The organism is Streptomyces sp. NPDC104106 (assembly GCF_055584345.1).
The window spans coordinates 22562-44443 of sequence record NZ_JBVJMF010000004.1 but is presented as its reverse complement, the minus strand read 5'-3'; the positions used below and the strand labels follow the sequence as shown (position 1 = coordinate 44443).

Genomic DNA, 21882 nt, shown 5'->3' with positions numbered 1-21882 from the left:
GCCTCGGAGGCTACAAGCCGCATGCTTACGAGCGGCTTTCACGCGTCAGACGGCACGGGGCCGCCGCCCAGGAGCGGGCGGCGGCCCTTCGCAGCCAGGGCATCGGAAGCCCTCGGCGGGCCCTGTCGCCCGCACTCTCAGTCGAGGCCGGCGTTCACCGGGACTGGAGAACTGATCCCGTCGTCACCACCGGCCTGGGGAACGCGCAGGAGCCGGGCGAGCCTCTCCGGGAGCCACCAGTTCCACCGGCCCATGATCGCCACCAGGGCGGGCACCAGCAGGGTCCGGACGACGACGGCGTCGACGAAGATGCCGACGCCCAGCCCGGTGGCGATCATCTCCACCACCACGTCGGGAGCGCTGGACAGCGACGCGAAGGAGATGGCGAGGATCACCGCTGCGCAGGTGACGAGGCGTCCGGTACGGGCCAGCGCACCGACGATGGCCTGCTGGGTGGCGTGGGTGCGGTCGTATTCCTCACGCATGCGGGCCAGGATGAAGACCTCGTAGTCCATGGACAGCCCGAAGAGGAACGCGAAGGTGATGATGGGGATCCAGTTGCGGATCGATCCGGTGGCCGCAATCCCGTAGACCGCCTGGGACCCGAGGCCGTTCTGCCAGAAGAGCACCAGGAAACCGAACGAGGCGCCGAGCGACACCAGGTTCACCACCACGGCCTTGACGGCCAGTACTGCGGAGCGGAATTCCCGGGCCAGCAGCAGGAAGGCGAGCAGCGAGATCACCGCGAGCATCAGCGGGAAATTGCCGTACACCGCGCGGTTGAAGTCGACGTTCTGTGCGGTGTTGCCGCCGACCTCGACTCCTCCTGGGAGGTTGGCGAGTGCCGCACGCACCCGAGCCACGGTGGCCGTTCCGGCGGAAGTATTGCCCTCGTCGTAGGGGATGGCGGTGATGAGGGAGTCGCCTGTCTGCCGGAAGGAAGGCGTCGCGGGCGCGAGAACCGTGTAGATCCCGGGCGTCTTCTCTGCGATCCGTGCGGCTTCCTGGGCGGCGCCGGGTCCGCCGTGGGCGAGGACCTGGACGGGGAAGACCACCCCGCTGGGCACCCCCTGCCTCTCCAGGGCGTGCAGGGTGACCGCGGCCTGGCTCTTGCCCCCCAAGGAGTTGGCACGAGGCTGTCCCGTGTTCATGAACAGTCCCGGGATCGCCAGGCCGACGACGATGACCAGTCCGGCGATGCCCGCCGCCCAGCGGTGGCGCACCACCACACGGGCCCAGCGCTCCCAGCCCCGGCTGAACGTCGTCGACCCCTTGCGGATGCGGTGCTTGTCCAGGGCCGGACCCCATGCGGCGAGGATCACCGGCAGCAGGGTGACCGCGGCGGCGATGGCCACCAGTGGGATGAGCATGCCGCCGACACCGATACTGCGCAGGAACGGCACCGGCAGGATGATCAGGGAGAGCAGACCCGCGGCGACGGTGAGGCCACTGAGCACCACGGCGCGTCCGGCGGTCGGGCCGGCGGCCACGATCGCCTCCTCGTTGCTCCGCCCGGCCTCGCGTTCCTCGCGCCAGCGGGTGATGAGCAGCAGTGAGTAGTCGACGGCGATACCGAGCCCCATGACGGCGATCAGGTACTCCACCAGGAAGCTCACGTCCATGGTGTGGGTGAGACCCAGGACCAGGAGGAAGGTCGTCAGGATCGCGGGCACGGCGATCAGCAGCGGAACGAGGGCCAGCGCGGAGCCGTAGACGAAGAGCAGGACGGCCAGTGCTCCGGCGACTCCGATCAGCGTTTCCACCAGCACACCGGGGCCGCCGCCCGCGGAGCCCTGGGTGGTGGTCTGGATCTGCTCGAAGCCGGTCACCGAAACGGCGGCGCCTGCGGGCGCCGCGGCCCTGACCGCCGGCTCGATGCGATCCATCACCCCGGCGCCGCTCGGGGTGTCGGGATTGGGCATGTTGAAGATCGCCCAGGTCGTGCGCTTGTCCGCGGAGACGAGCCTGGGGTCGTGGGTGTTGGCCCAGTCGGCGACAGCCAGGTGGCCCGCTTTGTTCGCGGCTGCGAAGGTGCGCGCGGCGATGTCCTGGCCGGCCGCGGTGTCCATGCCCTTGCCCGCGGGGAGTGTAAGGACGCCGATGGACGGCTGCTCATTGCCGTCGATGCCGAACTTCTGCAGCAGGTGCAGGTTGGCATCGTAGCCCTTGGTGGCGGGGGTGGCGAAGGTGTGTGTCAGACGCCCGGTGGCCTGTCCGACGGTCATGGCACCGATCACTGTCAGCACCAGCCAGGCGAGTACGACCAGGCGCTTGTGATCCAGACAAAAACGTGTGACGGCGTTCACGGCATCAGGCCCCAGACTGCAGAAGCGACATGTGGGCGCAAGTGTCGGGACTCCTTCCTTACAGGAAGCTTTCACTGCCCGAAGCCGCAGAGGGGCTCTTCACAATCCAGGGTGTAGTCGTGGCCTGACGCCGCCGGTTTCCAGCAGGGATCTGGCGATGGAGTTGGTGAGGTTGCGGAATCCGAGGGCGGAGCCGCGAAGGTGATGAAGCCGTCCGTTGATGGCCTCGGGCGGTCCGTTACAGTAGACGTGCCTGGGCGTTCGAAGTAGGCCCGCACGTCGGTGGCTCGCTCATGCCGAGCAGCCGGGCAGGGCCGGTGCCGTCGCGGATGTCGGTCAGGTCAATGATCAGGGACGTACTTGTCGCCACGCCTGGTGTGGCGCCACACGTGCTCGTCTCGTCGACGCCGATCGCGGTGACGTCGTCGAACCGGCCGGTGCCGTCGATGAGGACGCGCTTGCCCTCGGCCAGGACGGCGTCGTTGGCGGTGTTCCAGGCGACCCCGAGCCCTTCGGCGACACGGGCGACAGTGAGGTGCTGGCAGACGATGGCTTCAAGCGCCCACCGCAGCCCGCGACGCGAGAGCTTCGCCCGCGGCTCAGCCGCCCTGGCGGTGTCTTGCCGCCACCCGTGCCCACAGTCCATGCAGCGGTAGCGTCGGATCGTGACGTCAGGATCGTGGGCCGCCATCCGAGTGGCTCGTGCGCCAGTCGCCGGGTCACGGTGTCACGCGGTGTGCCTTCGCAACCGCAGCGGCGGCACCACTAATCGGACTCGACGACCCGGCACGCGAGAACCGCACGATCCGGGGCGAGTCGCTGACCGGTGACTTCGAGCCCGAGCTCGGCAAGGCGGCAGAACGCATTCATGTCAGCGCGGGCGAAGCGCGCCTCAGGCGTAGCGTCGTACAACGTCGAAGTCTTCCGGATGGGCTTGGTGTAGGAATCCCCGTCCTCGGGAGACCTCGACGCCTACCCGGCCACCGACGCGGGGTGAGCTGCCACCGCCGGTATGATACGAGTTCCTGACGGGTGATGATCTGAAGTCATCCAGGTGAGGGCGGCTCATCCTGCTTCAGCCCCGGTCACGCGAAGGTGACCGGGGCCGGAACTTGAGCGGTGGCTTTGGTCGTGGCTTGTGATCCGTTCAGCTCTGGGGCATTCAGCGGCCGATGTCGTCCAGCTCGGTCAAGTCCTCATGAGAGAGGGAGAGTCCGCGCCGGCGATGTTCTCGCGCAGGTGTGGGTCGATGAGCTCGTCGTCATGGCGGTGGGCGAGGTTGTACATGCTCTGCACGCACATGATCGGCGCGATGCTCCGCGCCTCGGTGACCTGCTCCGCGGTGGCGTTGCTGACCCCGAGATGGCGGATCAGGCCCTGCTGCTGGGAAACTCCCCCGCTGGCACCACATCCCCAGATCCGGACCAGTTGCGGACCAATTCGGCTTCGCATCGGGCGATTCCACCCGTTGCCGCAGGTCAGAAGCGGGTGAGGTCGTGTACCACAAGGAGACCAAGAACCTCCTCGTCTCGTACTCGCCGAAGAAGCTCGGCTTCTTCTAGGGGCACGATAAAGGGCGCCTGACCAGGGCAGGTACCCAGCGGGCGCCCTTCCTTCGCAACATCAAAGGGGTCAGGCAAAATTCACCCTTACTCCCGATTCAGCCCACCCGTATCCCACCTCTGACCAGCTGTTCCGGGGCAGTTCCGGGCCAAGCCCGGACTCACGCGCCCTCGGCCGCGTCCTCGTACTCGTCCCACCGACGCATGGAGTCCTCAATCAGACGGTTCGCGTGATGACGTGCTTCAGCGAGGAACTTGGCGTAGTAGCGGAAGGGCACCTGGATGCTCTGCCCTGCCCTGCGGGCACACTCGGCCGGGTCGACGCCGGAGGCCAGCCAGAAGGAGATGCCCGCGTGGCGCAGGTCGTAGGGGCGCTGCGCCAGTTCAAGGGCAAGCTCGTCGAGGGTGAGCGTCGCCTCACGTGCCCGGCGCCATGTGATGCCGTCCGCCGCAGCGTCGATGTAGTTACCGGCCGCGTTGCGAAATATGCGTCCATCCGGTGCTACGCCGAAGCACTCCATGTGTTCGCGCAGCATGCGGACCAGGACAGGTGGGATCGGCACCGGCCGTGTGGCCTTGGCCGCACGCCGCTTCAGGGAGTGGACCTCATGGACGGCACCGTCATCGGTCCATTCCTTGCCGGCCGTGACGACGCCGCCTTTCAGGTTCAGCAGACCCCACCCAGTGGCGGGGAGGCGGCACTGGGACTTCTGCAGGTGGATGACTTCGGCGGGGCGCATCGCTGCGTAGTACATGCAGCCGAAGAAGGCGTACAGGTGAGGACCACGACCGGGAAGTGCCTTGACCCCCCGTCAGCAGGCGCGCGACCTGCGTGGGGTTCGGTACGCATTCCGGGTCGACTTCGTCGGCGACCTCCGGAGCGGTCCAGCGCAGTCCTGCAACGGGGTTCTGGCCGAAGTAGCCCCGCTCGACTGCAACGCCGAACACCTCGTTGATGGCCGCCTTCTTGCGCTTCACCGTCTTGGCGGCTGCAGGGCTCCCGTCGACCTTGCGGCACAAGGCGTCAAGCCCACGACGCAGGACATCGGGCTCCTCCAACTCGCTGACTGGTAGGGAGTGCCGTTCCAGCCAGTCCAGTGCCGCCTGCCACTCCTCCCCCGGCTCGGAAGCCCATGCCTTCTTGTTGAACGCCCATGAATAGAGGGCACGCCGCAGTACACAGGGTGACCGGTAGACGGCTCCCGGCTCGACAAGGGCCGGGGTGATGGTGGCCAGAGCGTCTGCGAGTGTGCAGCGAGAATTTCCCGGGGTACGGTCGCAACGCTGCTCGATGTAATCGCGTGCCAGGATGTACCAGGTGGTGCGTTGCTTCAGGGCACCCAGCTCGGAAGCCGGCAGACCCGTCCGAGGATCAAACGGCTCACCGTCGCGAGCAGCCGTCATCAGCTTGGCGCGGCGGCTCTCTGCAAGTCCCTTGGTAAGGAAAGACTCCGACTTCTCGGCGCCGTTGACAGTCCATCGTCACTCGCCCAAGGGCCTCACTGCACTACAACGAGCAGCGCTTCGGCGATTCACGGCATCAGCAGAGCGGTGCCGCTCGATACCTCCTCGCTTCTTTTGCGGCACCCCTGCTGTGTTCGCTACGGCCCCACCGCCATACACAGCCGAATGCGAACACCACTAATGCTCCGCACGATTCCCGGTTTCGGTAACCGGGGATCGTCTGCTATGTATCGCCCTGCACGACAAAGGCCGGGCATTCGCTCTCCGGTTCGGCACGTGTCAGGAAGCCAGTCGGTAGGACCGAAGCACCGGGTCGGCGACCAGCACCAGCAGCCCGTCGGCGGTAAGGCGGTCCAGGTTTTGGGCTACAGCTCGCAGGGAGATGCCGACGGCTGTGGCAGCTTGCCGAGTTGAGGCTCCGGGGTGCATAGCAATGTGCGCGTTGACTTCGCGGTAGCGGCGCTAGTACTCCAGTCGGACTTCTGTATTTCTGCTGGTCAACGGCTTGAGGGTGGGGAGTGTAGCGGGGGCGCGGCATGCGTGGGACGGTCTTGGAGGGGTCGTCCCACCAACGTGTGTCCGCGCCGCATGTAGTGACAGCGCGACGAGCAGTCCGTTCTTGTGATCCATGACGTACCAACGAATGCTTGGGACCTGGAACTCGAAGAACTCTTCCTGCGGACCGGAGCCCGCTTCTCCCGGGTGGAGTCCCGGCGGCGGATGCGGGACTATGTCCGCGGACTGCTCGGCCCGGTCGGCCGAAAGAACAGCTGGCAGCTCGCCGAGTACGCCGGCAATGCCACCCCACACGGCCTGCAGCATCTGCTTTCCCACAGCCGGTGGGACGCTGACGGCCTGCGCGACGACCTTCAGGCATACATCGCAGAACAACTCGGCACGCCGAATGGCGTGTTGATCCTCGACGACACCGGCTTCGTGAAGAAAGGCATCACCTCCGCAGGGGTGCAGCGCCAGTACTCCGGCACGGCCGGACGGACAGAGAATTGCCAGATCGGGGTATTTGCCGCCTACGCCACTACCCGTGGCCACGCCCTGGTCGACCGCGAGCTCTACCTGCCCAAGTCCTGGACCGAGGACCGGAAACGCTGCCAAGCGGCCCGCATCCCCGACGAGCGCATCTTCGCCACCAAGGGCGAACTGGCCCGCGACATGATCCTGCGCGCTCTGGCCTCCCCGCTCCCCATCGCCTGGGTGACGGCGGATTCCGCCTACGGACAGGACTCGCACTTCCGGCGCTTCCTGGAGGATGCCGAGCTTTCCTACGTGGTCGCCGTCCCCAAGTCACAGCAGGTCAACAGCTTGCGCGTCGACCTTCTCATCGCCCAGGCCCCGCCCGAGGCGTGGCAGCGTCTGTCGGCGGGGCCGGGAGCCAAAGGCGAACGGTTCTACGACTGGGCCGCCGCCCGCCTGCCCGCCAGGACCGAATCCGGCGCCGACGAGCCGACACGACAGAGGTGGGTGCTGGCCCGCCGAAGCATCAGCAGGCCCGACGAGATCGCCTACTACCTCGCCTGTGTCCCACTGGACGCAACCATCGCCGACCTGGTCCGCGTCGCCGGCTGCCGCTGGAAGATCGAGGAGTGTTTCCAGAGCGCGAAGAACGAGTGCGGCCTGGACCAGTACGAAGTCCGCCGCTACGTGGGCTGGCACCGGCACATCACGCTCGCCATGCTCGCCCACGCGTTCCTCGCGGTGATGGCCGTGCAGGAGCGTGAAAAGGGGGTGCCGAGGCCGACACACCCGACCTTGTGGACCTCACACCAGCCGAGATCCGTCGTCTGCTGGCAACTCAACCCCGCCACCGTCCTGCACGCCGCGATGTGCTGAACTGGTCACGATGGCGCCGCCGTCACCAGGCACGTGCCCGACACTGTCACTACATGCGGCGCGGACACACGTTGGTGGGACGACCCCTCCAAGACCGTCCCACGCATGCCGCGCCCCCGCTACACTCCCCACCCTCAAGCCGTTGACCAGCAGAAATACAGAAGTCCGGCTGGAGTACTAGTACTCCAGCAGGATTTCGGTGTCTGACCTGCGGGTTTCGCTGGGTGGCTGGAGTGTAGCGGGACTGCGAACGTGCAGGGGCGGTCTCACGGAGACCGCCCCTCGAACGTGCGACACCGCCGCAGGTAGTGACAGCGGCGGGGCAGCCTCCGAGGTCGCTCAGCATGTGGCTGAGGTCATCCTGGCCGTCCTGCTGTTCGTCGACGCAACCGAGCTGCCGGGCGGGCGGCTGTTCGGCAACGACCCCGGCTCCGCCGCGCGGGCACTGCTGGTGGCCCTGCCGCTGAGCCTGATCACGATGGTGCTGCTGGGAACGCTGCTGCTGCCCGGGCTGCCGGTGGCGCTGCTGCTGCTCATCGCGTGCATCATCATCCCGACCGACTTCGCACCGGCCGAGGCACTGGTCCGCGACCGGCGTATTCCGGCGAGGGTGCGCAGCGTGCTCAACGTGGAGAGCGGCTACAACGACGGCATCGTCTCGCCCCTCTTCCTGTTCGCACTGATCCTCGTCGGCACCAAATCCGTCACCCACACGCCCGCGCAGGCCCTCGGCACGGCCGTGCCGTTCGCACTGAAGGCCCTCGTGGTCGGCTTCGTGGTGGGGGCGCTGGTGGCATGGCTGATCAACCGGGCCGACCGCGCGCAGTGGATGACGGAGCAGTCCCGGCGGATCGTCGTGCTGGTCACACCGCTGCTCGCCTACACCGTGACCGTGGCGATGAACGCCAACGGCTTCGTGGCCTCGTTCGTGTGCGGGATCGCCTTCCGCTACGTCCGGCAGGCGCCGGTCCGCCGACGGGGCGCTCCGGCTCCGCACGTCTCGGACTTCCAGCTCATCGAGGACACCAACTCGATGATGACGATGTGCATGTGGTTCTTCTTCGGCAATGCCGTGGTGCTCGCCGTGGGCGAGGGCGTCCACTGGCCTAACCGTCGTGCTCTGCGTCGCCGCGCTCACCGTCGTGCGCATCCTTCCGATCATGCTCGCCTTCCTCGGCTCGACGTTCACCTGGCGAGAGAGGCTCAGGGTCGGCGCACTCGGACCACGCGGCACCACCTCCATCGTGTTCGGCCTGCTCGCGTTCAACGGTCTGCCGGACGGGCTGTACGCCGACACCGCCCTGTATGCCATGACCCTGACGGTGCTGGGCAGCGTTGTGCTCCACGGCGGCGGCTCGGTGGTCATCGCCCGGTCCCTGACCGGCCCGCCCCCGTCGGCTGCCGGCGCTCCGGGCTTCCCGGGGACCGACGAGCCGGACTCACAGGCCGCCGCCATGCGGAGTTGATGCCGGGCGGTGCTGTCGTGTCAGGCGGTGCTGCGATGTCATGCGGTGCTGCCATGCTTGCGGCGCGTCCGCCGCGCGGCCCCGGCGGCTCCTACCCCAGGCTGGTCTTCTCCAGCCACTCGGCGGGGGTGGACCCGACAGTTGCCGGATGTGCGGAAAGCGGCCGGGCGTCCAGGCTGGAGGCAGGACACAGCATGTTCGCACCAGGGAGCCCGGCCGTCACCCGCCCGCGAGGAGTGCAGCAGCTGCGGTCGGCGTCAGGCCGTCAGTGCCGGTGGCGGCCGCTATGTGGGGTGCACCGTCGGGCGGGGCTGTGCCCGTTTCCTGTACTCCGGAGCCGCCGTGCCGGCGTGGGGGAGGTCGCATAAGAGACCCCTGCCCACCGCGCCCGGCAGCACGCACAAGCGGGGCTGGCGGGCGCTGACCCGTGTGTGCGACGCTGCCAGGACAAACCAGCCTGGTCTGGTGAGAGGCCCCGCGCCGCCCTCAAAGGTCATTTTCTCGGTGACCGGGGCGCGGTACGGGTTGTCTTGCTCGGCTGTACGCGGCCCCAACGTCGCGTGCTTGATGCCCTCTCCCCACGGAGGGCGTGATGGGCTCGACCCCGAAATGCGAGGGGCGAACCGTGAGCAACTTCACCGTCGAGACACAGCAACACCCCGACCGCACCGTGATCACCGTGCGCGGGGAGATAGACATGCAGACCTGTCCGCAGCTGGCACAGGCCGCCTTCGTCATCCCCCTGGTCGGCAAGCCACTGTACCTGGATCTGGCGGGCGTGTCCTTCATGGACTCCAGCGGGCTGAACCTGCTCGTGCTGCTGCGTCGGCGCCTGCATGCCGAGGGCGGCAGCCTGGCCGTCACCGGACTCCAGCCCCAGCCCGCGCGCCTCCTGGAGATCACGGGAGCCTACGACCTGTTCACGGCCGATACCGCAGCCGCGAACGGCTCGGATGAGGCCCAGATCGCATGACCGGCAAAGCAGCCGATGCGCGGCCCGCCGTGAGCGAGTCGCCAGTCCACCCGGCCCGTCGGAACCGGCCGTGCCGGGTGTAGTACTTCAGCAGCAGCGCGAACCCCAGCCGCGCCCTGCTTCCCCGCCACGAGCACCGTGTCGTCATCGAGCACCGTCCAGTACTCGACCTGCTCAGTCCATCTCCGCCAGATGCCGGCTCAAGGCCGCAGGTGATACCCGACGTCCACATCTCGTGTGGGACTCACGACACGTTCGTTACTGGCACCCGTACCGGCGCCCCTCAAGGTCCAACAAGATCATTCGCGGCAGGGTTTTCTGTACTCACGCGCGGTTAAGACTCGGCTGATAGTGAGGCTTCAGCCTCGCGAGCGAGGCGCCGATGCCCGGATGCGGGCCCACGAGCATCCGTGGCCCGCTCCGCATCCGAGCGCGAGGCCAGCTGCCTCCCCATCCCAGCCGGATGAGGGGCCCGTGCCACTGTTTGCGACTGGCGAGCACCTCGGCGGCTGTCCCGGGCAATCGGTGGCCCCGATGGCGAGCTTCCGCGCCGTCCTCATCCTCGAAGTGAGCCCAGCACCGCCTCTGTCGGCAAGATCTTCCAGAACCCGTGCGACGACGGGAGAACCGTGCGGCGGATTCGGCATCGACTGGGCCGAACGGGCCATGACGCTTCCCGTACGGCCTATGGCCGCATTATGGGTCGACGCGGATGGTGGAAAAGCCGGCATCGGATCCGTATAGATCGATGGAGGGTGTTCCACCATGACTGAGCCGGTTGGCGGCCGCGCCACCCTGCGGGCGGACGACTCTCCGACCGGGTCCGGGGCGTTGCCCGCTGCGGTGGGGGCCGGTTCGGTCCGCACCCTGGGAGGACTTCAGCGGCCTGGTTCAGTGCCTTGGCACTCGTCCACTCAGTGGCTACTTTCAGTGAGAGGTCTCCGGTGCTCTCCTTGGTTGGACAGCAGTAGCGCGCACTGTGGCGATCTGGCTGCTCGCCGCAATCACGTGGCTGCGCAGCGGCACGAGGGAGGCCGTGATGCGGAATCTGTCTTACCCGCAGTACGGCAGTCACACGGTGGCTTTTCTGCCGCCGGTCTGGACCAGACTTCCGGCCGCCGATCGTGTTGGCGTGGCCGCGGCCGTGCTTGCCGTAGCTTTTGTCGCCCTGGTCGTCGGGGTGAGGGTGCGCCAGGCCCTCGACCGGCCGCCGAAGCGGCGTACAGAAGCGCAGGACGTCGTGCGGATGGACACGTCGTGGTTTGCCGCGCACTCCTTGGACGGCTTTCCCGCGGAGGCGGTCCGCACGACTCTGAAGGGGCCGGACGCGCCCTCGCTCGATCGTCTGTATGCCGCTTGGGTTCTGGCCCAGCACCCCCGAGGGATGAGTGCGGCATGGCTGGAAAGGAACCTGGCTCTTCCCTCCGATGCCGCGCACCTCATCGTCGACGCCACCGAAGCCAGACGTGCCGGAAGGCGGGAGAGTCACGATGTGAACACGACGGCGCCCCAGGTGGAGCGGGGCCCGACGTTCCGCCCGCCGGAGCTCCGCCTCGGAAGACATGAACAGGACGCACGGCACGGCGTACGGGACCACCTGCGGTGGGCCGAGTGGACCCCGTAGGAGTGAGCCCCTGCCTCGTGCGTCAAGAAGCCCTTAAGGAAATGTCCTATGGCGTTATAACTCCGCTAATGGGGCTAATCAAGCGGCTGACGTGGATCTGTACTAAATGGGTTGATGTCCTCCGATGTTCTCTTCTTCCTTCGTCCGCATGTCGCCCGGGAGCATTTCCTTCCCGTCGTCGCTACGGGGGTGTCATACATGTCGGATCTCGGATTCATCGTTCTCGTCATCGCCACGTTCACCCTGATCGGTGTGATCGCCAAGGGAGTGAGTCGGCTGTGAGCGTGGACAACGTGGTCGGCCTGGTTGTCGCCGTCTGTCTGGTGATCTACCTGGTCCTGTGCCTGATCTTCCCCGAGAGGTTCTAGCTGCGTCCCGTATGGGCCGTGGCTGGAGAGGTTCTCCATGAACGCCACTCTCGCAGGCTGGCTGCAGGTCATCGCCCTGGTCGGTGCGCTGGCCCTGACCTTCCGCCCGCTCGGCGACTACATGGCCCACGTCCTGACCTCCCCCCGTCACTGGCGGGCGGAGCGCCTGGTCTACCGGGTCGGCGGCGTGCACCCGGACGCCGAGCAGACGTGGCCCGGCTATCTGCGCAGCGTGCTCGCGTTCTCCGTGGTCTCAGTGCTGTTCCTGTACGGCTTCCTGCGGCTGCAGAACCATCTGCTGCTCTCCCTCGGCACGAAGCCGGTCGCTCCCGACCTGTCCTTCAACACCGCCGCTTCCTTCGTCACCAACACCAACTGGCAGGCGTACTCGGGTGAGTCGGCCCTGGGCCATCTGGTGCAGATGGCGGGCCTGGCGGTGCAGAACTTCGTCTCGGCGGCGGTCGGGATCGCCGTGGTCGCCGCCCTGATCCGCGGGTTCGCCCGGAAGAAGACCGACCGGGTCGGCAATTTCTGGCAGGACCTCACCCGGGTCGTGCTGCGGGTTCTGCTGCCGATCTCGCTGGTCATGGCAGTCGTGCTGGTCGCCGCGGGCACGGTCGAGAACTTCCACGGCTTCGAGTCGATCACCACCATCGCCGGGCAGCACCAGTCGATCCCCGGTGGCCCGGTCGCCTCCCAGGAAGCCATCAAGGAGCTCGGCACCAACGGCGGCGGCTTCTACAACGCGAACTCCGCCCATCCTTTCGAGAACCCCAACCCGTTCACCAACTGGCTGGAGGTCTACCTGCTGCTGGTGATCGGTTTCGCTCTGCCACGGACCTTCGGGAAGATGGTCGGTGACAAGCGGCAGGGCTACGCGATCGTCGCCGTGATGGCGCTGATCTGGGCCGCCTCGGTGGCCATCGTCACCGCCAACGAGTTGCACGCTGTGAGCAGTTCGGCCGGACATGCGGCCGGCGGGATGATGGAGGGCAAGGAGCAGCGGTTCGGGATCTGGGCCTCCGCCCTGTTCGCCGTGTCCACCACGCTGACCTCGTGCGGGGCGGTCAACTCCTTCCACGACTCGTACACGCCGGGCGGCGGCGGTCTGACGATCTTCAACATGATGCTCGGCGAGATCGCGCCCGGCGGCACCGGATCCGGCCTGTACGGAATCCTGATCCTGGCCGTCGTGGCGGTCTTCATCGCGGGTCTCATGGTCGGCCGTACACCGGAGTACCTGGGCAAGAAGCTGCGCGGCCGGGAGATGAAGTACGCCTCGCTGTACATCCTCACCACCCCGGCGATCGTGCTGGTCGGCACCGGCATCGCGATGGCCCTGCCGGGCGAGCGGGCGGCGATGCTCAACCACGGTCCGCACGGCTTCTCCGAGGTGCTGTACGCCTTCACTTCGGCCGCCAACAACAACGGCTCCGCGTTCGCCGGGCTGAGTGCGGACACCGCCTGGTACAACACCGCGCTCGGGCTCGCGATGCTCCTGGGCCGGTTCGTACCGATGGTGTTCGTACTGGCGCTGGCCGGATCGCTCGCCGAGCAGCAGCCGGTGCCCGTCACCGCGGGCACGCTGCCCACCCACCGGCCGCAGTTCGTCGGCCTGCTGTCCGCCGTGATCCTCATCGTCGTCGGCCTCACCTACCTGCCCGCACTCGCGCTGGGGCCGCTCGCGGAAGGGCTGCGCTGATGCCCACCACCACCTTGGAAGCCAAGCCACCGAAGGGCCCACCGGAGGCCGAATCACATCGCGTCTCCGCGGGAATGCTGGACCCGAGGCTGCTACGCGCCTCTGTCCCCGGCGCGCTGCGCAAGCTCGACCCGCGCGTGATGGTCAAGAACCCCGTGATGTTCGTCGTCGAGGTGGGGGCTGTGCTGACCACGCTGTCGGCGATCAGGGACCCGAGCGTCTTCGCCTGGGTTATCACCGTGTGGCTCTGGCTGACCGTGGTCTTCGCCAACCTCTCGGAGGCGGTCGCGGAAGGACGCGGCAAGGCTCAGGCGGAGACGCTGCGCCGGACGAAGAAGGACACCATGGCCCGCCGTGTCATCCGTGACCGGCAGCCCGGGGCACCGGAGGTCACCGAGGAGGTCATGGGCACCGAACTTCGGCTCGGCGATCACGTCGTGGTCGAGGCCGGCGAGGTCATCCCCGGTGACGGCGACGTGGTCGAGGGCATCGCGAGCGTGGACGAGTCGGCGATCACGGGTGAGTCGGCGCCGGTGATCCGCGAGTCGGGCGGCGACCGCTCCGCCGTGACGGGCGGGACGAAGGTGCTCTCCGACCGGATCGTGGTGCGGATCACCTCGAAGCCTGGGGAGACCTTCATCGACCGGATGATCGCGCTGGTTGAAGGTGCGGCCCGGCAGAAGACACCGAACGAGATCGCGCTGAACATCGTCCTGGCCTCGCTGACCATCGTCTTCCTGATAGCTGTGGTGACCCTGCAGCCGTTCGCCATCTTCGCCGGCGCCGAGCAGTCCATCGTCATCCTCGTGGCGCTGGTCGTCGCCCTGATCCCGACCACGATCGGCGCGCTGCTCTCCGCGATCGGCATCGCAGGCATGGACCGGCTGGTGCAGCGCAACGTACTGGCCATGTCCGGCCGCGCCGTGGAAGCCGCAGGCGACATCAACACCCTGCTGCTGGACAAGACCGGCACCATCACCCTGGGCAACCGGCAGGCCGCCGAATTCCTGCCCGTCAGCGACGTCGATCTCGCGACCCTCGCGGACGCCGCCCAGCTGTCCTCGCTCGCCGACGAGACACCGGAAGGGCGCTCGATCGTGGTCCTCGCCAAGGAACGTCACGCGCTGCGCGCACGGAACGAGGGCGAGCTGGCGCACGCCGCGTTCGTCCCGTTCACCGCACAGACCCGGATGTCGGGGGTGGACCTCAGCGACGAGCTGGACAACCGTTCCCTCCGTAAGGGCGCGGCCACCGCGGTCATGCGCTGGGTCCGCGACCACGGCGGCCACCCCACAGACGAGGTCGGCCCGCTCGTCGACGGCATCTCCGCCACCGGAGGCACGCCGCTGGTCGTCGGCGAGGTGGTACGGCGAGCAGGGGCTGAGAGCGCCCGGATCCTCGGGGTCATCCACCTCAAGGACGTGGTCAAGCACGGTATGCGCGAGCGTTTCGACGAGCTGCGCCGCATGGGCATCCGCACGGTGATGATCACGGGTGACAACCCACTCACCGCGAAGGCCATCGCCGGGGAAGCCGGCGTGGACGACTTCCTCGCCGAGGCCACCCCCGAGGACAAGATGGCCCTCATCAAGCGGGAGCAGGCGGGCGGCAAGCTGGTCGCGATGACCGGTGACGGCACGAACGACGCGCCCGCGCTCGCCCAGGCGGACGTCGGCGTGGCGATGAACACCGGCACGTCGGCCGCCAAGGAGGCCGGCAACATGGTCGACCTCGACTCCAACCCGACCAAGCTCATCGAGATCGTCGAGATCGGCAAACAACTCCTCATCACCCGGGGCTCCTTGACCACGTTCTCCATCGCCAACGACATAGCCAAGTACTTCGCGATCATCCCTGCGATGTTCGCCAGCGTCTACCCGGGGCTGCACCGTCTCAACATCATGGGCCTGCACAGCCCGACCTCGGCGATCTCCTCTGCGATCATCTTCAACGCGTTGATCATCATCGCGCTGATCCCGCTGGCCCTGCGCGGCGTCCGCTACCGGCCGTCCTCGGCGGCCGCGCTGCTCAGCCGCAACATCTGGATCTACGGCCTCGGCGGCCTGGTGCTGCCCTTCCTCGGCATCAAGGCCATCGACCTCATCGTCCAGTTCGTCCCCGGACTGCACTGACCCACAAGGAGGAAGGCCCTCATGCCCGGCTCTCTCGCCCACGTGGTGCGCCAGCACCTGGCGGCGCTGCGCATGCTGCTGGTGTTCACCGTGATCACCGGCATCGTCTACCCGCTGGTCGTCACCGGCATCGCCCAGGGCCTCTTTCCTTACCAGGCCAACGGATCCGTGATCAAGGACACCGGGCATCCGGTCGCCTCCGCCCTTATCGGCCAGAACTTCGACCTCCCGCCGCGCACAGGCCAGACCACGCCTGCGCCCGACCCCAAGTGGTTCCAGCCCCGCCCGTCCGCGGCGGGAGGCACCGGCTACGACCCGACCAGCTCCGGCGCCTCCAACCTCGGCCCCAACAACGCCACGCTGGTCAGGACGATCGCCGAGCGCCGTGCCGCGGTGGCGGCGTTCGACGGCGTTGCACCCAGCCGAGTTCCTGCCGATGCGGTCACCGCTTCCGGCTCTGGGCTCGACCCGGACGTCTCGCCCGCGTACGCCTACGAGCAGGTGAACCGGGTGGCGAAGACCCGGGGGCTGGACCCGGCCACGGTCCGCAAGCTCGTTGCCGCGCAGGTCAGTGGCCGCCAACTGGGCTTCCTGGGTCAGGAAAGTGTCAATGTCGTCCGGCTCAACCACGGTCTGGCCGCTTTGAAGTAACGATGAACCCTGGCGCGAGGCACCTTCCTGCACAAGGAGAAGGACAGAAGGGACAGAGATGACGCGACACGTGCTGGTCGTCGACCACGAGCCGCAGCTGTTGCGTGCCCTGGATGTCAGTCTCACTGCGCAGAGCTACGCCGTCGCCACGGCGCCCGACGTGGCCGGCGCCCTGCGCCTGGCCGCCGGCAAGCCGCCGGACGCGGTCATCGTCGACCTCGACGATCTCGCCCCGTCGGACGCCGACGGCACCGATCTCATCACCGGCCTGCGGTCCTGGTCGTCCACGCCGGTCATCGCGCTGTCGGAGCATGCCGCACCCGCCGACGTCGTCGAGGTACTGGACGCGGGCGCCGACGACTACGTGACCAAGCCGTTCGCCATGGAGGAGCTGCTGGCCCGGTTGCGTGCCGTGCTGCGTCGCACGGACCGCGGTGGCGGACCGGCGACGGTCAGCGTCGGCGACTACGCCGTGGACCTGACCGCCCGCACCGTGGTGGGCGAAGCGGGCCGCGGCGAGCCCGTCCACCTCTCACCCACGGAATGGCGGCTTCTCACCCCCCTGCTGCGCAATCCGGGACGGCTGGTCACGGGCCACCAACTGCTGCGCGACATCTGGGGGCCGGACCACGACGAGCACTCCAACTACCTGCGCATCTATATCTCGGGCCTGCGCCACAAACTCGAACCCGACCCGGCCCATCCGCGTTACCTGATCACCGAGCCCCACATGGGCTACCGCTTCGAACCCGGCGGAGGCACGGCACGGTGAGCGTGGGAGACACCGTCGTCATGGCGGTCTTCGCCGCCTGCGGTGGTTGCGTGATGGCGCTCGCCGGACTCTCCGGCCTGCGTCAGACCCGCAGGATCGAGCGGATCGGTGTCAGGGCCTGGGCACTGGTCAAGCGCAACCCCGGGGCGCGTGGCGGGGATCCGTCGTCGCCGCGACCACTGCTCCAGTTCAGCACGGAGGCCGGTCAAGTAGTGGAGATCGGCAGCCCCGTACCCGCAACGCGACGGCGGCCACTGCACGACGGCGACACACTGCTGATCACCTATGACCCGGCCGACCCGGGCACCATCGTCGTCCACAGCCGCGAACGACGCCTGTTGGACTACGGGTTCATCGCTGCCGGAACGCTCGTGCTCCTGCTCGCTGTGGTGCTGGTCGGCCTCACCGCGCCGTAATCCTGGCTCATCACTCGTACGGGTGCGTCGCCCCTTACGGAGCAGCTTCATCATCCCGGTCGTGCTCGTGCCGGCCGCCGTGAGCGTCGCCGCCGATATGCTCCAGTTGCCGCCTCTCCTGGTCGATGCGGAGCTGGCCGGTGAATACCCGCAGCAGCCGGGCGTCCTCGGCGCTGAGACGGCTGCCTGCCAACGCCAGGTTGCGGCCGCCGGCCAGAGCGACGGAGAAGGGTGCGTCTTCGGGGGCGGCCGGTGGAGAGGGGCCTGCCCCCGCTTCGGCCTCCCATCCGCCGTCCGTCTGCCGCAGGAGTGCGACGCCCTCCAGATCGAAGGTGCGACGCAGAGAGTCGACGAGGTCTACGGGTGCCATCGTCCCGGCCGCGAGCACGTCGGCCACCAGGCGGGCGAGGCTTTCGGCTTCCGCCTGCGCACGGGTCATCTGGAGTGCCCGTCTGGCCAGGCTGTCGACGAGGAGGCCTACGGTCACGCCGACGACGGCGAAGACGAACAGGCCGACGAGATCGATCGGCCGATCGACGCGCAGGCTGTAGTAGGGGCGGGTGTAGAGGAAGTCGGCGGCCAGAAAGCCTGTCACTGTCGCCAGGGCAGCCGGCCCGAGACCACCGACGACGGCCGCCAGAACGACGGTGAGGAGCGTGCACAGCAGCGCTCCCGCCAGGCCAAGACTGCCCCGGGCAGGGAGCAGTAGCGCCGTCACCGCCGGAGGAGCGAGCACCGACAGGGTCCAGCCGATCGCGGTGCGTCGGACCGGCAGAGGTACCCGGCCCCTGTGCATGGGACGGGCGAGGCGAGGCAGCCGGGCGGTCAGCGGGTGTTTGGGGGGCCTGTGTGGCGGGATGACGTGGACCTCGACCGGTCCGGCCGCCCGGACGACGCGGTTGATCACGGAGCCGTACAGCATCTGGTAGCCGTGGCTGCGGCGGCTGGCGCCCAGGACTAGCTGGCTCGCGTGTTCGGCGCGTGTGAAGTCGAGGACCGTACGGGCCACGTCCTCGCCGGCGACCTGGGCGTACCGTCCCCCGAGCTCGACCGTCCCCCGAGCTCCGCGAGCAGCCGACGCTGGCCGTTCAGCCAGGGCGGGTCGGGCTCTGTCAGGCCACTGGGGTTGCGGGCGTGGACGCCGACGAGTTCGGCCCCTGTTGCGGCGGCCAGTTGCGCGGCCCGGTGGAGGACGCGCTCGCCCTCTGTCTCGCCGGTCAGCGCGGCGACGATCCGCGAACCGGGTCGGACGGTCGCGCTGCCCCCGCCGCCGGCGTGGTCGTGGGCATGTTCGCGGATCCACTGGTCTGCCAGCTCACGCAGCACCGTGATGTTGCCTGGGCGGAAGAACCCGGCCAGTGCCCACTCGGCCGGGCCGGGCGGGTAGATCCGGGTCAGCCTGCGGCGCAGGGCCTCAGGGTCCAGGTCGATGACATCCACGCGGTCGGCCGCGGCGGCGACCGCGTCGGGAACCGTCTCGTGGACGGGCACACCGGTGAGCGCCTCCACCTGGTCGCTGAGGCTCTGCAGGTGCTGGACGTTCAGTGCGGAGACCACGTCCATCCCCGCGTCCAGCAGTTCCTCGACGTCCTGCCACCTCTTGTCGTGGCGGCTGCCGGGCGCATTGGTGTGGGCGAGTTCGTCGACGAGAACGGTCCGCGGGTGACGCGCGAGAATCGCTTGGACGTCCATTTCACCGAACCGGGTACCGCGATGGGCGACCGGCTTGCGTGGCATGACCTCCAGGTCGTCCAGACCGGCCGCGGTGTCCCGGCGGTCATGGGTCTCGGCCAGCCCCACCACGACGTCGTCGCCCAGCGCGGTGAGGCGGCGGCCTTCCGCCAGCAACGCGCACGTCTTGCCGACCCCCGGGGCAGTGCCCAGATACAGATGCAGTCGGCCGCGCATGACCGTCACCGCCGGGAAGCCTGACTACGAACGCGTTCATTTCGAGCATATGCAAGCCCTGCTGCGTAGATCCTGATGAGCTGCTGTCAAGACCACGTACGGGAACTCAATCCGCCGCGTTCCCGCTCTCGGCGGCCGCGGGCAGGCTCAGCACGGCGGTCAGGCCGCCACCGGCCGTGGCTTCCCACCGCAGGTCGCCACCGATCAGCTGCGTGAGGTCCGCGCACAGGCGCGGGACCAGACCGGTGACCGGGGCCGGGACACCGACGGCCTCCCTCGCCTCGATGTCGAGCGGGCCGTGATCGGCCAGCCGGATCTCGACACGGCCGTCGGTCGTCCCCACGGCCACGGCGGGCGGCGCGCCGTCGGGGCTGCGACGTAGTGCATGGGCCGCCAGGTCGGTCACCACCCGGGTGAGCATGGTGGCATCCGCGATCACGTCCGGGAGGTCCTCGGTCATCTCCAGCGTCAGGGTGTGCCCGCCCGGACCGAGGTCGCCAAGAGCGACCGCCATGACCTCGTCCATGTCCACCGGCCGCAGATGTACGTCCAGGGCTCCGGCGTGCACCCGGCTCAGGTCCAGCACATCGCCGACGAGCGCCCCGATCCGGCGGACGGCCTGCTGGGACCGGTCGCACAGCGCGGCCCACTGCGCGGCGGTCGCGGGCGTCCGGCGCTCCCGCAACCGCTCCAGCGCCCCGTACGCCGCCGCGACCTCCGTCTCCAGGTCGCTCGCGGCCGCCTGCAGTGCCTCGGCACGGCGCCGGTCGGCGACGGCACGCTCGCCCAGGGCCTCGGCCTGGCGACGGTTGCGCCGGCTTTCCCAGGAGGCCGCCACCTGCGCCGCGCAGCCGTGCAGAACACGCCGGTCGTCCGCGTCGAGCGGCCCGCCGCGCGCGGCCAGCATCAGCTCGTCCGTCACCGACACTTCTGTGTCCGCCTGCTCGGGCCGCTCGGGCGGGCGGGCCCCTGAACTGGCGGTGACGAACCACCGTCCATCGGCCGAGCCGTCCCGCTGGAGCAGGCTGAGCGCCTCAAGGCCGAAGGTCGTGCGGACACGTTCCAGCAGGGCGGGCAGGTCGTCCCGGTCGCGCAGCGCCGACGTCGCTAGATCCGCGAGGGCCCCCGCCTCGGCCGAAGCCCGCGCGTGCCGACGGGCCCGCCGGGCCGACCGTTCGACGGCCGCACTGACCACGGCGGCAACGACGACGAACAGCATCAGGACGGCTGCGTCGCCGACGCGGGCCACGGTGAGCGTGTGGATCGGCTGGACGAAGAAGTAGTCGGCCAGCGCACCGGCCCCCAGTGCGGCGGCCAGCGCCGGATACAGGCCGCCCACCACCGCGACGCCCACCACGGCCATCAGATACAGCAGCAGCTCACCGGCCAGCCCGAACCCCCGTACGGCGGTCAGTGTCACGGTCAGGACGGGCAGCAGTACCGTCCCCAGCACCAGCCCCCACCAGAACCGGCCCCGGCCGAGACCACCCGTCAGCGGAGGCAGGGCCGGCACGTTGGCGCGCTTGCTGCGCTGGTGCGTCAGGACGTGCACGTCGAGGCCGCCCGCCCGCCGGGTCACCCGGGCCGCCACACGCTCACCCAGCAGCTCATGCAGCGGACGGCCGGTCCCGCCCAGCACGATCTGCGTGGCGTTCTCCGCACGCGCGAACTCCAGCAGGGCCTCAGCGACGTCCGCGTCCACCACTTGGTGGTAGCTGCCGCCCAGCGACTCCACCAAGGCCCGGTGCCCGGCCAGCACCACCGGATCGGCCCCCACCCGGCCGTCGTCGCGCGCCACGTGCACCGCCAGCAGGTCACTGCCCGGGGTCCGGCCCGCGATCCGTACCGCACGTCGGATCAGCGCCTCCTCGTCCCGCTTGCCGGACAGCGCGACGACGATCCGCTCCTTCGTCTCCCAGGGCGCGATGATGCCGTGCTCCGCGCGGTAACGCTGCAATCCCTCCTCGACCCGGTCCGCCACCCACAGCAGCGCCAGCTCCCGCAGCGCGGTGAGGTTGCCGGGCCGGAAGTAGTGGGTGAGGGCCACCTCGACACGATCCGGTGGATAGACATTGCCGTGGACCATACGGCGCCTGAGCGCCTCGGGGGTCATGTCGACCAGCTCCACCTGCTCGGCGCGCCGCACCACCTCGTCCGGGATCGTCTCCGCCTGCCTGACCCCGGTGATCTCCTCCACCACGTCCGCCAGCGACAGCAGGTGCTGGATGTTCAGCGTGCTCACCACGTCGATCCCCGCCTCCAGCAGCTCCTCGACGTCCTGCCAGCGCTTCTCGTTACGGCACCCGGGCACGTTCGTATGGGCCAGTTCGTCGACGAGGGCGACCTGGGGCCGGCGCGCAAGCACGGCGTCCAGGTCCATCTCCGTGAACTCATGCCCCCGGTAGACCAGGGTGCGGCGGGGCACCAGTTCCAGACCCTCCGCCATCTGCGCCGTCAGGCGCCGCCCATGTGGCTCCACCAGCCCGATGACCACATCGGTCCCACGCCCCCGGCGGCGCTGGCCCTCGGCCAGCATGGCGTAGGACTTCCCCACACCCGGGGCAGCCCCCAGATACACACGCAGACGCCCGCGAGCCACCGCCGACCACCTTCCCGATCCGGTCGTGCACGAGCCCGGACCGGCCCGTATCCGGCCGCTGATCCGCTTCCCATACTGCGGCCCGCACCGC

General features: G+C 68.6%; 17 protein-coding genes and 2 pseudogenes. 11 read left to right on the top strand and 8 right to left on the bottom strand.

The window, feature by feature from the left end:
- Positions 1-137: 137 nt before the first annotated feature.
- The 5 genes and pseudogenes from ACZ60X_RS10890 to ACZ60X_RS10870 all read right to left on the bottom strand — a co-directional run bounded on the left by ACZ60X_RS10890 (position 138) and on the right by ACZ60X_RS10870 (position 5761).
- A complete protein-coding gene (locus ACZ60X_RS10890; RefSeq protein ID WP_469596140.1) occupies positions 138-2306 on the bottom strand; it encodes an MMPL family transporter in 2169 nt (722 codons plus the stop codon).
- A 99-nt stretch (positions 2307-2405) separates the two neighbouring features.
- Positions 2406-3176, bottom strand: a pseudogene (locus tag ACZ60X_RS10885) (transposase).
- 292 nt (positions 3177-3468) lie between these two features.
- Positions 3469-3692 (bottom strand): annotated as a pseudogene (locus tag ACZ60X_RS10880) (aldo/keto reductase); the annotation flags it as partial.
- Positions 3693-4029: 337 nt separating this feature from the next.
- Entirely contained in the window at positions 4030-4623 is a 594-nt protein-coding gene (locus tag ACZ60X_RS10875; RefSeq protein ID WP_469596137.1) for a hypothetical protein, read from the bottom strand.
- 988 nt (positions 4624-5611) lie between these two features.
- Positions 5612-5761 carry a winged helix-turn-helix domain-containing protein gene (locus tag ACZ60X_RS10870; RefSeq protein ID WP_469596135.1) on the bottom strand — a complete coding sequence of 50 codons (150 nt, stop codon included), beginning with the start codon at positions 5759-5761 and terminating at the stop codon, positions 5612-5614.
- 192 nt (positions 5762-5953) lie between these two features.
- Here ACZ60X_RS10870 and ACZ60X_RS10865 point away from each other — a divergent pair, with 192 nt between their 5' ends.
- The 11 genes from ACZ60X_RS10865 (at position 5954) to ACZ60X_RS10815 (ending at position 17284) form a co-directional block, all read left to right on the top strand.
- Entirely contained in the window at positions 5954-7180 is a 1227-nt protein-coding gene (locus ACZ60X_RS10865) for an IS701 family transposase (protein ID WP_469596133.1), read from the top strand.
- A 199-nt stretch (positions 7181-7379) separates the two neighbouring features.
- On the top strand, positions 7380-9014 hold the full coding sequence (locus ACZ60X_RS10860) for a cation:proton antiporter domain-containing protein (RefSeq protein WP_469596130.1): 1635 nt from the start codon (positions 7380-7382) through the stop codon (positions 9012-9014).
- A gap of 257 nt (positions 9015-9271) precedes the next feature.
- Positions 9272-9619, top strand: coding sequence for an STAS domain-containing protein (locus tag ACZ60X_RS10855; protein ID WP_469596126.1), 348 nt, complete (start codon positions 9272-9274; stop codon positions 9617-9619).
- Between the two features lie 979 nt (positions 9620-10598).
- Complete coding sequence (locus tag ACZ60X_RS10850; RefSeq protein ID WP_469596124.1) at positions 10599-11243, top strand: hypothetical protein; 645 nt, start codon at positions 10599-10601, stop codon at positions 11241-11243.
- 114 nt (positions 11244-11357) lie between these two features.
- Positions 11358-11525, top strand: a complete 168-nt coding sequence (locus tag ACZ60X_RS10845) for a hypothetical protein (RefSeq protein ID WP_469596121.1) — start codon at positions 11358-11360, stop codon at positions 11523-11525.
- A complete protein-coding gene (kdpF, locus tag ACZ60X_RS10840) occupies positions 11522-11611 on the top strand; it encodes a K(+)-transporting ATPase subunit F (RefSeq protein WP_403180103.1) in 90 nt (29 codons plus the stop codon). Before ACZ60X_RS10845 ends, kdpF begins: the two co-directional genes overlap by 4 nt.
- 37 nt (positions 11612-11648) lie before the next feature.
- Positions 11649-13313 (top strand): potassium-transporting ATPase subunit KdpA, encoded by a 1665-nt coding sequence (kdpA, locus tag ACZ60X_RS10835; protein ID WP_469596117.1) that lies wholly within the window; start codon positions 11649-11651, stop codon positions 13311-13313.
- A complete protein-coding gene (gene kdpB, locus ACZ60X_RS10830) occupies positions 13313-15445 on the top strand; it encodes a potassium-transporting ATPase subunit KdpB (RefSeq protein ID WP_469596115.1) in 2133 nt (710 codons plus the stop codon). The genes kdpA and kdpB overlap by 1 nt, the downstream gene beginning before the upstream one ends.
- Positions 15446-15466: 21 nt before the next feature.
- Entirely contained in the window at positions 15467-16096 is a 630-nt protein-coding gene (gene kdpC, locus ACZ60X_RS10825) for a potassium-transporting ATPase subunit KdpC (protein WP_469596113.1), read from the top strand.
- Between the two features lie 58 nt (positions 16097-16154).
- The gene (locus tag ACZ60X_RS10820; RefSeq protein ID WP_469596110.1) at positions 16155-16868 is read left to right on the top strand and encodes a winged helix-turn-helix domain-containing protein; all 714 of its coding nucleotides are present in this window, start codon (positions 16155-16157) and stop codon (positions 16866-16868) included.
- The gene (locus ACZ60X_RS10815) at positions 16865-17284 is read left to right on the top strand and encodes a DUF3592 domain-containing protein (protein WP_469596107.1); all 420 of its coding nucleotides are present in this window, start codon (positions 16865-16867) and stop codon (positions 17282-17284) included. The genes ACZ60X_RS10820 and ACZ60X_RS10815 overlap by 4 nt, the downstream gene beginning before the upstream one ends.
- 34 nt (positions 17285-17318) lie before the next feature.
- Here ACZ60X_RS10815 and ACZ60X_RS10810 read toward each other — a convergent pair whose 3' ends face one another.
- The 3 genes from ACZ60X_RS10810 to ACZ60X_RS10800 all read right to left on the bottom strand — a co-directional run bounded on the left by ACZ60X_RS10810 (position 17319) and on the right by ACZ60X_RS10800 (position 21791).
- Complete coding sequence (locus ACZ60X_RS10810) at positions 17319-18293, bottom strand: DUF4118 domain-containing protein (RefSeq protein ID WP_469596104.1); 975 nt, start codon at positions 18291-18293, stop codon at positions 17319-17321.
- Complete coding sequence (locus ACZ60X_RS10805; protein WP_469596101.1) at positions 18242-19192, bottom strand: histidine kinase; 951 nt, start codon at positions 19190-19192, stop codon at positions 18242-18244. Before ACZ60X_RS10805 ends, ACZ60X_RS10810 begins: the two co-directional genes overlap by 52 nt.
- A gap of 106 nt (positions 19193-19298) precedes the next feature.
- Complete coding sequence (locus ACZ60X_RS10800; RefSeq protein WP_469596098.1) at positions 19299-21791, bottom strand: sensor histidine kinase; 2493 nt, start codon at positions 21789-21791, stop codon at positions 19299-19301.
- Positions 21792-21882 lie beyond the last annotated feature (91 nt).

What these genes read in the sequence shown, in the direction of transcription:
- ACZ60X_RS10875 (WP_469596137.1), bottom strand. Translation starts at nt 4,623, where the DNA reads ATGTACTACGCAGCGATGCGCCCCGCCGAAGTCATCCACCTGCAGAAG.
- ACZ60X_RS10870 (WP_469596135.1), bottom strand. Translation starts at nt 5,761, where the DNA reads ATGCACCCCGGAGCCTCAACTCGGCAAGCTGCCACAGCCGTCGGCATC.
- ACZ60X_RS10845 (WP_469596121.1), top strand. Translation starts at nt 11,358, where the DNA reads ATGTCCTCCGATGTTCTCTTCTTCCTTCGTCCGCATGTCGCCCGGGAG.
- kdpA (WP_469596117.1), top strand. Translation starts at nt 11,649, where the DNA reads ATGAACGCCACTCTCGCAGGCTGGCTGCAGGTCATCGCCCTGGTCGGT.
- kdpB (WP_469596115.1), top strand. Translation starts at nt 13,313, where the DNA reads ATGCCCACCACCACCTTGGAAGCCAAGCCACCGAAGGGCCCACCGGAG.
- kdpC (WP_469596113.1), top strand. Translation starts at nt 15,467, where the DNA reads ATGCCCGGCTCTCTCGCCCACGTGGTGCGCCAGCACCTGGCGGCGCTG.
- ACZ60X_RS10820 (WP_469596110.1), top strand. Translation starts at nt 16,155, where the DNA reads ATGACGCGACACGTGCTGGTCGTCGACCACGAGCCGCAGCTGTTGCGT.
- ACZ60X_RS10805 (WP_469596101.1), bottom strand. Translation starts at nt 19,192, where the DNA reads ATGCGCGGCCGACTGCATCTGTATCTGGGCACTGCCCCGGGGGTCGGC.